Below are 14234 nucleotides of genomic sequence, written 5' to 3' on the forward strand. Positions count from 1 at the left end.
GGATTGTAACACTGTGTTGAGCGATTCCTTAAAAATAGTATGTATATTAAATGTAATATTGCCATAATAAATCATAATTTCAATGGCACCAAATTTTTTCAGACCCTATTTATTTGCTGGATTGCACGTCCTCGGCTGGTTACTTTTGGGGTTTATTATGCTATTTTACATTCCGCTTACATGGAAAGTTATTCTTCCGCCCGAATTTTGGCTCTGGCAGATTATTATCCTGATTCTGTTGATTTTTTTATTTTATTCTAATGCGAAAATCGTAGTTCCGAAAACCATTATCAAAAATAATACATCTCCCTATTTGGCCTGGACCTTCCTGACAATTTTCGTTATGCAGCTTATCGCTTATTTGTATTCTTCTCAAACAGATGTGCATACAAAAGTGAGCCGGGTTTTAGGTTTTACAAAATACAGAAATCCTTATTTTGATAACTACGTTTTTATGCTTACCCTGCTTGTATTGGGAATTAGTACCAGTTGGGCAATGCTGCAATACTGGCAAAAAGCGGCTCAGCATAAACAAAAGTTGGAACAGGATAAAACTATGGCAGAACTTGCAATGCTGAAGGCACAAATAAATCCGCATTTTTTCTTTAATTCCTTAAACAGTATTTATTCACTCACTTATTCAAATATTGATGATTCAAGAAATGCATTGCACACCTTGAGCCGAATGATGCGCTATTTGCTTTACAGCACCGAAGGTGAAAGAACTACATTGCTTAAAGAAGTGGAATTCCTTAAGGATTTTATCGCCTTAATGAAACTTCGCGCCAATAAAAAATTAAATATTATTACAGAAATACCAGAAAAACTAAACGACTACCCCATCGTACCAATGTTATTATTACCTTTAGTAGAAAATGCTTTTAAACATGGGATACATGCAACTGAAAAAAGCGAAATTATCATAACATTAAAACAAAATGGCACCAATCTGACATTTGAAGTACTTAATACTTTTTTCGAAAAAACATTTAATACTGAACCTGGCGGAATTGGTTTAACGAATACAAAACGAAGGCTACAACTTATTTATCCACATAAACACGCTATAAATTGCGGTGTCAATAAAGACGGGAAATATGAAGTTGAACTACAGATAACTTTAGAACAATGACAGTACTAAATTGCATAGCGGTAGATGATGAACCATTGGCCTTAAAACTGGTCGAAACTTTTATTGAGCAAACCCCTTTTTTACAATTAAGCTGCAGCTGTGACAATGCTGTTGAAGCCTTAAGTTTAATTCGCGAAAAACAACCGGATATTGTTTTTTTGGATATAAACATGCCTAACCTAAGCGGAATGGAACTGGCAAGACTTTTACAGGAACAGTCGCCACCGATTCCGAAAATAATTTTCACAACTGCCTATAATCATTATGCAATTGAAGGCTATAAAGTAAATGCAGTCGATTATCTTTTAAAACCTTTTAGTTACGAAGAGTTTTTACGTGCTTCCAACAAAGTCCTGCAAATAACTGAGGAATCTTCAAATCACTACCAGCACATTGCAACTGACGATGATTTTTTCTTTTTAAAAGTTGAATATCAATGGGTAAGGATTTCTTTAAAAGATGTGTTGTATATTGAAAGTTTAAAAGACTATGTAAAAGTTCATCTTCTTGATTCTGATAAAACCGTACTATCTCTTATCTCTTTAAAAGCTTTGGAAGAAAAGCTACCCTCTGCAAAGTTTATGAGAATCCATCGTTCGTTTATTGTTTCACTTGACAAAATAAACAGCATAAGTAAAAATTCGATTTTTATTGGAAAAACTGAAATTACTGTTGGAGAACAATACAAAGAAGCGTTTAAAACCATTGTAGACAGATGGTTAAAATAAAACAAAATAATAATGAAAAAAAGATCAAATAAATATTATCTCACATTAAGCTTAAAAGAATATGCGAATGGCGAAACAGCGCCCGCAAAAGAACTTGGAATTGAATTTGAAAACCACGACGAAATATTTAGCATTATTGAAAAAATGAATGCTAAAAATTTATTTGAAAGCGAGTCTGAAGCAACACAATTTGCATTGGGTTTAAAACTATTTGGGGAGATAAAACTAAAACACAGAAATAATCCTCTTTTTGATGAAATGAATGAAGTATTTCCTGTTTTCATGAAAAAACTAAAAAGCTTATAAGAAATAAAATTAGCTGCTGAAATAATTTCACACATCTCAAGCTAATTAACTATTTGATAACATTTAAGTTATGATCTATTTATATTTGTTTTTTTATTTTGAATAAAACAAATAGTATGAAATTCTTTAGCTTAAAATTTTTGGTTTCCATTAAAGAATGGCTTTTTCTAAGAGCTATGCATTCATCATTTATTCATTAATTTTCAAAATAAAAGAAAATACATTTGAATGAATAAATTAGAGAAGTCATTTTTAAATAAAGACCAATTTGGTCATGATTTTTTGTGGGGTGTTTCTACTGCCGCTTTTCAAATAGAAGGTGCTCATGATAAAGATGGAAAAGGTCCATCAATCTGGGATGTTTTTACCAGCCAAAAAGGTAAAATCAAAAACGGGCATCATGCCATTAATGCATGTGATTTTTATAATTGTTATAAAGATGATATTCATTTAATCAGAGAATTAAATATCCCTAACTTCAGATTTTCTCTTAGTTGGTCGAGAATCATGCCTACTGGTCTTCATCCGGTAAATCAATCAGGAATAGATTATTACAATAAAGTAATTGATTTTTTACTTGAATGCGGAATCGAACCCTGGGTAACCCTGTATCACTGGGATTTACCACATGCACTTGAAGTAAAAGGCGGATGGACTAACAGAGAATGTGCGTTATGGTTTTCAGATTATGCCGAAGTATGTGCGAAGCATTTTGGAGACAGGGTAAAAAACTGGATGGTCATCAATGAACCTTCTGTTTTTACTGGTGCAGGGTATTTTCTTGGTATCCATGCTCCGGGAAAAAAAGGTATAACCAATTATTTGAAAGCTATACATCATGTAACATTAGCAACCGTTGCCGGTGCAAAAAAACTAAGGCAATACATTCCTGATGCTAATATTGGTACTACGTTTTCGTGTACACATATTGAACCATTTTCAGATAAATCTGCAGATATTCAGGCTGCAAAGCGAGTTGACACATTATTAAACAGAACTTTCATAGAGCCAATTTTAGGACTTGGATATCCACAGGATGATCTTCCGGTTCTTAAAAAAATTAATAATTATATTCAGGGTGATGATCTCGATCATTTAGCTTTTGACTTTGATTTTATTGGTATTCAATGTTATACACGTGAAATTGTAAAAGCATCATTACTGACACCATACATTGGAGCCGAATTAGTAAGCGCTGAGAAAAGAAATGTAATATCGACCGAAATGGGCTGGGAAATTTACCCGGCAGCACTCTATCATATCCTGCAAAAATTTAATTCATATGATGGGATAAAAAAAATTATAATTACAGAAAATGGAGCCGCATTCCCTGATACAGTGGTAAATGGAAAAGTATATGATATTAAACGAACACATTATATACAAGATCATTTAGAGCAATTACTTAAAGCAAAGAAAGAAGGCTGTAAAGTTGACGGATATTTTGTGTGGAGTCTTACTGATAATTTTGAATGGGCTGAAGGTTATAATGCAAGGTTTGGATTAATCTACGTTGATTTTGAAACTCAAAAGAGAACTATTAAACAATCTGGAATTTGGTTTCGTGACTTTTTAGAAAATGGTACAGAAATTATATAACCAAGCCAGTAAATTATATAATACAGTAAATCTGATTCATTCTTAAATTTATTTTTACTTAAACTAAGAATGAATGGATACATCATCACAAATCTTCTGGCTTTTGATATTGGCTATTCCTATTGCATGTGTTAGTTGGACAGTTACTCACGAAGAAGTATTTCGCGAACCCAGAGAGTGGTGTGTGAATCGTTCTCAAAGCGATAAAAAACTTTTTAAAAGAAAGTTTTTTTATCTCTTCACCTGCGAGTATTGTTTTAGCCACTATATTACATTATTTTTTATAGCTCTTTGCAACTTCAGGCTTTTATTACCAGACTGGAGGGGCTATATCATTGCGGGATTCTCACTTGTCTTTGTAGCGAACCTATATATGAGTTTTTTTGCACTGCTGAGACAAACCATTAAAAAAGAAAAAGTTGAAATTAAAAAAATAGAAACTGATACAAATGAATCTAAGGATCAGGCATAATTAGCACAAAACAACAATTTTTATTAATCAAACAATAATATCTTCGCTTTCATTTTTGATTTAAAATCCATTTTTTTTAATTATTTTGAATAATAAAATCTGCTTTATCTTCCTTTTTTTGTTTAATATTTTTAAAATATTCAGATGGCGATTTTCCGGTGTGCTTAATGAAAGCCCTGAAGCAAGTAGTTCTTGACTTAAAACCTGACCCCCAAGCCATACCCTCCAGAGATAGATCTTTCCATTCGGGATCATTAATTTTTTCATTAAAATATTCAATCCTTTTAAGATTTACAAAATCCTGGAAATGAACATGAAATTCTGAATTAATCAAACTAGAAAGATGATGTACCGATATGCCGGTTTCGTCAGACAAATCACGAATTACAAAATCTTTTTTTAAAAAAAGCTTTTTTCCTGACAACACATTGTTGAGTTTTATCAGATATTCTTCTTTTTTTTCGTGAGCCAGTTCTTTTACCAACGGCAGATTATCTTTATTTTCGACAGTTTTTATAAGTTGACAATCATCATTTACTACATTATTTTTTTCAAATGACATATCCGAATCATAAAACATTTGTGGTTTAAAATAAAGACAGCCTACAGTAAAAATAAGAACAGAAGACATCAAAATACAACATGAAAAATCTGCCATTCCGATATTATTAACTAAAAAGTAATGTACAAAAAGCGTTGAAAATAAAAATAATATCAACAAATTGTAGATTCTTATCCATCCTAAATTAGTTTTTAAAAACTGATTCCCTTCATTTTTTTTAAAATCATAATTTAAGATCATCATAGTTTGGCAAAAAGCATACAACAACCAAATTGTCAAGCTAATTATTGAAAATGGACTTTCTATTTTACTATATAGGAAACTGATTATTTCCAAATTAAAGTAATTTCTAATCCATATAAAAATGGTTAAACTGAAATAAAGCAAAAATGGTATAAAATGTAACCAGTCATGTTTTTTAAATAATGTATCTGTAAATAAAATACTTCTTATATATAGAAAAGAAGAAGGTGCTACAAGAAAAATAAAAGACTTTGTAATAGTAAATAAACTTGGTAAATTTTTAAAAGAATGTACTGATAAATAAAAATTATATATACTTGCAACAGTCAGACTTAATAAAAATAATCCCAAAAAAAAGCTTTTACAATATTTTTTTTTTGAAAAAAGAATTAATAGCGAAGTTGCAAAACCAAAGATAATAGCTACGAAAAAGAAAAGTGAAAGTAGTATATCTATCATAACTAATTTATTTTTAACATTTCTTGCTTTATTAAGACAAATTAAAATAATCAATCTAAAATGAATAAAATAGTTTCAACAACCAATACATTCATAAATTACTAAAAAACAACAACTTAACAACATATCAAAGATAATATTTTTGTTTTAATAACAAAATAAATATTAAAATTCTTACTTATTTTTATCATCATATTGCTATTTCTTGTTTTACATCAAATTAAGAAGACTTAAATTATTTCATTATGTTTAATTGAATAATTTAGAAAAGAAAAAAGCTGCATTCACAAAATAATGAATGCAGCTTTTAATGATTTTCATCTCCTTTCTCTTAACTCCTCAGAAGATACATATTAGTATTTTATTGTTCAGATTTTAAGTTTCAGCCGTATGCAAATTTAGTAGTATCCCTTATAAAAGTTAGTGACCCAAAAGATAATATTCTCCATCTGTTACTTTTTCTAACCAGGTTCCGTGTCCTTTATCGATTTCTGTTATAATGGCAACATAAGAGAACTTTTCAAATGGAGTCGCTCCGTACCAATGTTCAACTCCAGGCAGAATTGTAACTACTTCATCTTTAACAAGCATGCGAACTGCATTTCCTCTTTCCTGATAATAGCCAACTCCGTCTTTGACGATAATCATATGCAAGCTTGCATTACTGTGCCAGTTGCTTCTTGCACAAGGTTCAAAAGTAACTTCTTTAATAACAGTATTTTCAGGATGAATATCACTGCTTTGTTTCTTATAGAAAACCTCGCCCGTCATATATGCACTAGGGACTTTTCCTTCTTCGATAACGGCTGAATAATTTGTTGACATAAAATTTAGTTATTTTCGGGATTAACTTTATTTGAAACTACATTAGACCAACGGTATCAGATCAGAAACTAAGTTTAAGAAAGCCAGAAATTGCTTTATGAAGTATGGTTTTAGATCTGTTATAACTGATATGTGATTACTACTTTAATTTCAAAACAAAATTAGATTAATATGCTTTTTGAAAATAACAATATTCAAACAAAAAATTATGAATTTGAAACATTTTATACTCTTAAAGATTTTGGAATCTTGCCTGTCAGCCTTTTAAAATAATTATTAAAATAGCTTGGGTATTCAAATCCAAGTGAATAGCCAATATCTGCAATACTCCAGTCTGTATGCTGCAGTAAAGCTTTTGCTTCTCCGATAATTCTTTCTGTAATATGGGCTGTTGTCGATTTTCCGGTAATTTCTTTTACCGAACGATTTAAGTGATTTACATGTATTGAAAGGCTTTGAGCATAATCCTGCGGTGTTTTTAAGGAAAGCGGCTGATCTTTTGTTTCAACCGGAAACTGTCTTTCTAAGAGTTCTAAAAACAATGATGTTATTCTCGAAGAAGCATTTTTATATTTGAAAAAATTCTCCGAAGGCTGCATTTTCATTGATTCATGCAATATGAGATTGATATAATTGCGAATCAAATCATCTTTAAATACATAATCAGTTTCCTGTTCTTCAATCATTTTTACAAAAAGCGAATCTATAAATACTTTTTGCTTTGCAGATAATGAAAAGATTGGGCTACCTCCTATTTTAAACAAAGGAGACTCGTGAAGGCTTTCAGAACGGTCTTTTGCCTTTAAAAATTCTTCTGTAAAAACGCAGGCATATCCATGATAATCAGGAGAAAAAATTTCCCACGAATAGGGAATAACAGGATTACCAAAAAACAAAATAGTTCCGTCTGTTTCTATTCCCCTGTCTGCATAATGAATAAGGCTTTTACTGGTATTAATGCAGATTTTGTAATAGTCGCGTCGATTGTAGCTCGGAATTTTACTTACATCCCCATTTATTTCATATACTTTAAAACCTTTGAGTTTTAAATCATTTATACTCAATTCTGCTGTCTGAGATTCTATTTGATCTTTCATTTTTCAAAGTTATGAAAATCAAATAAAAATTTCACAAAAGTCAATTTCAAAAAATCAATATTAATTCAATTTTCTTTTTACTAAATTGGAATTTGTTTTTTACTGGAATTAAAAAATTACACTTTATCTTTGTTCTATGAAGGATTTACTGCCCGTTATAGATTATATCTCAAGATATGTTGATTTGACTGATGATGAAAAAAATTATCTAAGTTCTTTTATGAAGATAAACAAAGTCAAAAAAAGACAATTTATTGTACAGCCTGGTTTTGTTTGCAGACATAAGAGTTATGTGGTTAAAGGAGCTTTTAGAGGTTATTTAGTAGATAATGACGGCAAGGAGCATACCCTTTCATTTGCAATCGAAGACTGGTGGATTTCTGATTACAGCAGTCTGATCTATCAGGAACCTGCCACATTATTTGTTGAAGCTCTTGAAGATTCAGTTCTCATTCAGATTGAATATGAAGACGAGCAAAAATTTTTGAAAGAGATTCCGAAACTCGAAAAATTCGAACGCATTATTACACAGCGCTCATTAGCTTTTCATCAAAAAAGACTTTTATCGAATTTAACAAAAACTGCCGAAGAACGCTATGATGAGTTTATGAGTAAATATGTTGCGATTGCCAAGCGTGTTCCTCAATATGCATTGGCATCTTATCTTGGTTTCAGTACCGAATACTTAAGCAAAATCCGCAACGGCAAAACCTCGAAAGGTTAAACTGGTTCAACCTTATTTCCTAAACCAGTTCATTTTTATTTTTCCTATTCTGTCCCAGTTTTGCATAGTCAATACCGACAAATAATTTAAATTAATAAAAATGAAAACTACCATTTTGATTACAGCATTTTCGCTTTTTTTTATGGCTTGCGACAGCGAAAAAAAATCAGGAGAAACTTCTGTTTCCCTAAAAAGTAAATACACTATTACAGATCCGGGGCTGTATCCTGAAGGAATTGATTACGATTCCAAAAACCAACGATTTTTATTTAGCTCCCTACAAAAAGGAGCTATTTATACAATGAATCTCAAAGGTGAAGTATCTGTTTTTGCTACCAGCAGTAAACTGGTTTTGCCCACAGGAGTTTACACTGATGAAGTTCGTAACCGATTAATAGTATCTAATGCTGATTTAGGAATTTCACAAAAAAGTACGGAAGTAAGTGCCGGATCAGTTGCTACAGTTAGTATTTTTAATCTTACTTCGGGTGAATTAATCAATGAAGTTGATCTAAAGAATTTCACTCCAAATGCAGGTTCTTGTCCGAATGATGTTGCGGTTGATAACAACGGAAACATTTACATTACCGATTCCTTTTCCCCGATTATTTATAAGATTGACACTAATTACAATGCCTCTGTATTTAGTAAAAATACTTTATTTCAGCCAAAACCAAATGAATTCGGTTTAAATGGAATTGTTTTTCATCCCGACGGCTATTTACTGGCAGTAAAAACCGATACTTCTAAATTGCTTAAAATAGCACTTTCTGATCCTGAAAAAATTACAGAAGTAACAGGAACAGCATTTAGCGCTCCCGACGGAATAGAACTAGACAAAAACAATAATTTAGTTATTGTCGAAAATGGTTTAGGCTTAGGCAAAACTCACACGTTTAAAAGTACAGACAATTGGTCCAGTGCAGCGAAGATAAATGAAACAAACATCGGAAAAGATGAATTTCCAACCACTGCTGCTTTGGCTACAGACGGTAATGTGTATGTTATTAGCTCTAAACTAGGCAATTTTTTGTCAGGAGACAAAAGCCAGTCAACTTATGCTATCCAAAGGATAAATTAAGTTTGTTGGTTTTTGGTTTCAGGTTTCAACGTTTGCGTATACTAACGTGAAACCTGAAACTACTCTTTTAAGACTAAAGTTCCTGTATTTAAACCATTGGCAGTAGCCGATAAAACTATTTCAGCAGCATTTTCGTCTTTTTGGATTATAATCTGAGCGTATCCGTTGAAAAGCTTTCTTTTCCATGCTTCTGCCGGAGTAATTACCTGAATAACTCCAGGATCGGTATTCATTACATCCCATTCTTTTACTTTCTGCAAAGGCGGCGCAATAATCTGAATGGTATTTGTGCCTTGTTTTAAAACATTAGCATTCAAAATATACTTCTGAACATCTTCTGAACTTGGAACAATTTTATTTCCGTTTACAAAGACAACTGCATCAGTACCTATTTTTTTGTAAAAGAAATTAACTGAATTTGTGCCTGAATTGTTGTTTAATTCAAATTTACCACGATACACATACGCCGGAGCCTGATTTTTATAATCACGGTCTTTGAAAGCTTCTTTCCAGCTGTTATCATCAGACGATATTAAGTTTGAAGCATTTGCTGATGCTAATTTCTTTTCTTCAAAATTCGTAATCGGAACAAGTTCAACTGCGTCAATAAATTGATCTTTTTCTAGAGAAGTCGGATTGCCGTTTCCAACCCCTAAAATCTTTCCTCCTTTTACTGAAAATGTAATTTCATGATTTGCAGTTGGTACATGCAATCCTTTTTTATCTGTAGTTTCAACAGTTACTACTACAACATTTCCATTAGGCTGATTCTCTTTATCAGCAGTAAGTTTTATATTTTGAGCGAGTTCTGTAGTTTTTTGAACTTCAGAAAGTACTTTTTTGCCATTTTTATAACCAATTGCTTCAAGAGTGCCTGTAGTATATTTTACTTTCCATTCTAAATGGCTGTTTTGCTCCATATTCTTTTTACCAAGGCTTTTTTTGTTCAGAAAAAGTTCTACTTCCTCACAATTCGAATGTACCCAGACATCTATTTCTTTGCCTTCCATTCCACTCCAGTTCCAGTGTGGCATAATATGCAAAACCGGTTCTTTTCCCCACCATGATTTGAGATAAAATACATTGTCTTTCGGAAAACCGCAAACATCCATCATTCCAAAATAAGAGGTAACAGACGGCCAGCCATAAGGTGTAGGTTCGCCACGATAATCAAAACCTGTCCAGATAAACATCCCAGCTAAATACGGTCTTTCAGCATAAAACTTCCATCCTTCTTCAATACTGTAAAATGTCGGACGTGGTTTTTTGTCGTAAGCGCTTTTATAATGTTTGGTTTCATCATCAAAATAAATACCGCGCGTGGCAAACGTAGAACCTTCTTCTGTCCCCATTCCCGGCTGTTGTTTAAATTGATTTCGATGTGCATCAATATCTCCGTTACCCATATAATTATAGCCCATAATTTCGACTACAGAAGAAATTCCACTTTTAAAACCACTGCTTATCCCCACTGTCACCGGTCTTGTAGGATCAATACTTTTTGTAAATCCCTGCATGATATTCGTAATTCTTTCACCCACGATTCCGCCTTCAATATTCCATTCTTCATTTCCTACCGACCAGCAAAATATACTCGGATGATTGCGGTCGCGCTCTATCATTTGCTTTAAATCATTTAGGTGATAATCGTTAATTCCCATGAGACGGGTTTCGTCAATAACCAGCATTCCGAGTTTATCACAGACGTCAAGCAGTTCAGGAGTTGGCGGATGATGCGAGCAGCGGTAAGCATTTGCCCCCATCTCTTTCAGCTTTTTGATTCGGTAATATTGAAGATCATCCGGCAAAGCTGTTCCAATTCCCGCATGATCCTGATGATTATTGGTTCCTTTTAGTTTAACGTGCTTTCCGTTAAGGAAAAAGCCTTGCTCTGCATCAAATTTTATAGTCCTGATTCCGAAAGGAGTTTCATAACGGTCAATTATCTTTCCGTCCTGTTTGATTTCAGTAATCAAGCGATATAAATTCGGGTTTTCAATATCCCACAATAATGGATTATTGACTTGCAATTTTGAACTATAACTTAAGGTTTTATAAAAGTCCGGAGCAGCCACATTTTGAGAAACCGTTGCAATTTGCTTTCCGGATGCATCAAAAATTTGTTGAACAACTTCAATTTGACCCTTATAATTTCCTTTATTTTCAAGAGAAATTTCAGCAATAACTTCAGCATTATTTTCTTTTATTTCAGAAGTGACATAAGTTCCATTTTTTACAATATGAATCGGATTTGTTTTCTGCAAATAAACATGTCTGTAAATTCCGGCTCCTTCATAAAACCAGCCTTCTTCCATAGAAGCATCTGCACGTACCACAATTGTGTTTTCGCCGCCATAATTCACATAAGCGGTAACATCATATTCAAATCCGTTATAGCCGCTTTCTTCGGTTCCGAGATAATATCCGTTGAAAAACACTTTCGAATTTCTAAAAACGCCATCAAATTTTAGAGAAATAATTCTTCCATTATCACTTTCCGTGATAGTGATTTTTTTTCGGTACCAACCAATGCTTTTTTCAGGAAAATTTTTTCCTGCTGCTTTAAATCCGTGGCTGAAACTGCCTTTTTCACTAAAGTCCTGCTCCACCGCCCAATCGTGCGGAAGATCTAATTTTCGCCACGAGCGGTCATCAAAATTTGGTGCAGCCGGTCCGTCTCCATATCCTGTTTTGGTTAAATACGAAAAATATCCTGTCGCATGGTTAAAATCTTTTTGTGTATCGTATAAATGTCCAAATGAAAAACGCCAGTCTTTATCAATTAAAATTAAATCCCTTTGAGCCTTACTTTGAGCTGAAACACAAATAGATATAAAAAAAACAAAATACACGTAAAATCGATTGGAAGAAACAGATTTCATAAATAATTCCGGTTTATTTGATAGTTAAGCAAGGTGATAAATATAACCTTTTTGCATTACGGGAATCAATAGTATTTTATCAAAGTGTAATGAATTTAATGTAAACTGATAATTTTTAAGAAGCTAATCCCGTTATCCGTTGCAAACGAAGTTCACTGAACTCAAAATTTAAAATAGACATATACTGGAGTAATCTTTTGCGACGAACACCGACACAAAAGGATTTTCAATTCTATCGGGACTAGGTAATTGTTTTCAAAAGATTTTTTATTCAATTTCGACGTAAGGAGAAATCACTTAAGGAGAGCACGCACTGTTGTCGAATTACTTGTGTGATTTCTCCTTAAGTCGAAATGAAGATTGCGCATTTTTTAACCGATTAAAATCTGATTTAATAACTGTCACCCTGAGCGGAGTCGAAGGCTTTTATCGCAGAAAGGGCTTCGACTCCGCTCAGCCTGACATCTGTTTTTCAATTATAAAAACTGTTTTTCCTAATTTTGAACCAAAGTAACATCATCAACCTGACAAGAAGCATTTACTTCTCCTTCAGACAGAAAACCAATTTCAACTTTACCATCCTTAACCGGAATGTTTTTTATCAAAATTGTTTTCCATGATGCATTCTCTTCTTTAAAATCGTATTGAAGTCTTTTACCATTACTTAAAGCATATATTTCTAATTTCTTAAAACCTTTGGTATTTTTGACTTTGGTTGTAAGGGTGTATAAACCATCTTCCAATTTCACATAAGGTGAAGAAGTTATGGTTTGAAAAGTTTTTCGTTTAAAATTAACCTTATCGGTAATATTTAAGCTTTTTTCGCCTATTACTATCTTTCTGTCGTTTTCAGTATTAAAGTAATTGATTACCGGAGAAGTTAGCGTATCCAGGCTAATTTTATTTCCTTCGATTACCTCATTTGTCCATCCGGTTAATTCTGTTTGAATAGGTTTTACAAGACTTGGAATATGCCTGCGATCCGCCTCAAAACTTCCGTTTTTGACGTAATTATTATCTTTTGCTACTTTCCATTCGCCTGTTTTAGCATCGATATGCCATGAATTTAGCGAATTAAAATAAGGTGTTTGTCCATCAAATGACATCGGACACCATTGATTATACCCTAAGCCATTTCCTGCAAAATTAGCCCATCGATCGCCACAATATAGTATAGTTTCCTGTTTGCTTCCTTTTACAGAAAAGAAAAAACCAGTTTGCGAAACATGTGCAAAATCATCTGAGGCACCATTGGTCACCAGCATTTCGTCTTTAGGCAGATACGGTCCTCTGATATCATCGGCAACTAAATAATAGGCAAACGAAGCATCCCAGCCATAAATATTAGATGCATACATATAGTATTTATTTTGATACTTGAACATGCAGTTTCCTTCACGGCTTTCTCCCTTAAAAATTTGCGTACAGTCTAAAAGGTTTACTTTACCTTCTTTAATACCAATTTCAGAAACATAAATTTTATTTCTTCCTTTACCGTATGAATAAATTAAATAGGATTTTCCGGTATCTTCATCAGTAAATACAGTCTGATCGCCCGTATTGCTGGTTCCTATCATTTTTTCCATGTTTATTTTCTGATGCCAGACAAATCTTCCTGTTGGAGAATCTGCAAGCATAATCAACACTTCATTGCCATGCTGAACAAACATGGCATATTTATTCATTTCCTTAACAAAGGCTACCCCTAAACGCCCAACCCAGGTTTTGCCTGACTTGTTTACATCATCTTTGGTAACAACATCCCCCTCAAACGTCCAGTTTACTAAATCTGTAGAACTATAACAGGTAACCGATTTAAAAGTGGCATTTGGCAAAGTAATGTGGGGAGCATTTCTGTAAATATCAGCTTCTTCATAATTTACGCCATACCAATAATATTTTTGTACTCCATCAACCGGCTTTGAAAATTTAAAAATACCTCCACCCTGACTGTTTAATGGTTTTCCGTCTTTGGTATTCCAGAAAATATCATTTTTGATATTGTTTTTTTGAGCGCAAACAGTATTAATGATGCTGATGCAGAAAATAAATACCAATATTAAATCAGCATGATTGTTTTTAATTTTCATGTTCTTATTTTAGATTAAAATGTCTTAATATGGG

Annotated in this window: 12 protein-coding genes; 7 read left to right on the top strand and 5 right to left on the bottom strand. The window is 32.9% G+C overall.

All coding sequences use genetic code 11. The annotated features are described in order from the left end of the window. The first annotated feature begins 82 nt into the window (after window positions 1-82). From K8B81_RS01835 to K8B81_RS01855, 5 genes are all read left to right on the top strand, one after another. Window positions 83-1132, top strand: coding sequence for a sensor histidine kinase (locus K8B81_RS01835; protein ID WP_223678461.1), 1050 nt, complete (start codon window positions 83-85; stop codon window positions 1130-1132). Then, on the top strand, window positions 1129-1860 hold the full coding sequence (locus K8B81_RS01840) for a LytR/AlgR family response regulator transcription factor (RefSeq protein WP_223678463.1): 732 nt from the start codon (window positions 1129-1131) through the stop codon (window positions 1858-1860). Before K8B81_RS01835 ends, K8B81_RS01840 begins: the two co-directional genes overlap by 4 nt. 12 nt (window positions 1861-1872) lie before the next feature. Further along, window positions 1873-2166 (top strand): DUF3861 domain-containing protein, encoded by a 294-nt coding sequence (locus tag K8B81_RS01845; RefSeq protein WP_223678464.1) that lies wholly within the window; start codon window positions 1873-1875, stop codon window positions 2164-2166. Between the two features lie 228 nt (window positions 2167-2394). Continuing rightward, a complete protein-coding gene (locus K8B81_RS01850) occupies window positions 2395-3765 on the top strand; it encodes a GH1 family beta-glucosidase (protein ID WP_223678466.1) in 1371 nt (456 codons plus the stop codon). A gap of 73 nt (window positions 3766-3838) precedes the next feature. After that, window positions 3839-4237, top strand: coding sequence for an MFS transporter (locus K8B81_RS01855; protein WP_223678468.1), 399 nt, complete (start codon window positions 3839-3841; stop codon window positions 4235-4237). 76 nt (window positions 4238-4313) lie between these two features. Here K8B81_RS01855 and K8B81_RS01860 read toward each other — a convergent pair whose 3' ends face one another. The 3 genes from K8B81_RS01860 to K8B81_RS01870 all read right to left on the bottom strand — a co-directional run bounded on the left by K8B81_RS01860 (window position 4314) and on the right by K8B81_RS01870 (window position 7423). Continuing rightward, a complete protein-coding gene (locus tag K8B81_RS01860; RefSeq protein WP_223678471.1) occupies window positions 4314-5555 on the bottom strand; it encodes a helix-turn-helix domain-containing protein in 1242 nt (413 codons plus the stop codon). A 366-nt stretch (window positions 5556-5921) separates the two neighbouring features. After that, window positions 5922-6326, bottom strand: coding sequence for a cupin domain-containing protein (locus tag K8B81_RS01865; RefSeq protein ID WP_223678473.1), 405 nt, complete (start codon window positions 6324-6326; stop codon window positions 5922-5924). A 224-nt stretch (window positions 6327-6550) separates the two neighbouring features. Further along, window positions 6551-7423, bottom strand: a complete 873-nt coding sequence (locus K8B81_RS01870; protein WP_223678474.1) for a helix-turn-helix domain-containing protein — start codon at window positions 7421-7423, stop codon at window positions 6551-6553. Between the two features lie 136 nt (window positions 7424-7559). Between K8B81_RS01870 and K8B81_RS01875 the strand changes: the two genes are divergently transcribed. Beyond that, window positions 7560-8147 carry a Crp/Fnr family transcriptional regulator gene (locus tag K8B81_RS01875; RefSeq protein WP_223678476.1) on the top strand — a complete coding sequence of 196 codons (588 nt, stop codon included), beginning with the start codon at window positions 7560-7562 and terminating at the stop codon, window positions 8145-8147. Between the two features lie 100 nt (window positions 8148-8247). Next, the gene (locus K8B81_RS01880; protein ID WP_223678478.1) at window positions 8248-9228 is read left to right on the top strand and encodes an SMP-30/gluconolactonase/LRE family protein; all 981 of its coding nucleotides are present in this window, start codon (window positions 8248-8250) and stop codon (window positions 9226-9228) included. A 59-nt stretch (window positions 9229-9287) separates the two neighbouring features. On the opposite strand, the gene galA is transcribed toward K8B81_RS01880, so the two are convergent. Together galA and K8B81_RS01890 are read right to left on the bottom strand one after the other, a co-directional pair. Continuing rightward, window positions 9288-12110 carry a beta-galactosidase GalA gene (galA, locus tag K8B81_RS01885; protein ID WP_223678480.1) on the bottom strand — a complete coding sequence of 941 codons (2823 nt, stop codon included), beginning with the start codon at window positions 12108-12110 and terminating at the stop codon, window positions 9288-9290. 494 nt (window positions 12111-12604) lie between these two features. Beyond that, entirely contained in the window at window positions 12605-14200 is a 1596-nt protein-coding gene (locus tag K8B81_RS01890) for a family 43 glycosylhydrolase (RefSeq protein ID WP_223678483.1), read from the bottom strand. Window positions 14201-14234 lie beyond the last annotated feature (34 nt).

The organism is Flavobacterium hibisci, assembly GCF_020026925.1.
Classification (GTDB): domain Bacteria; phylum Bacteroidota; class Bacteroidia; order Flavobacteriales; family Flavobacteriaceae; genus Flavobacterium; species Flavobacterium hibisci.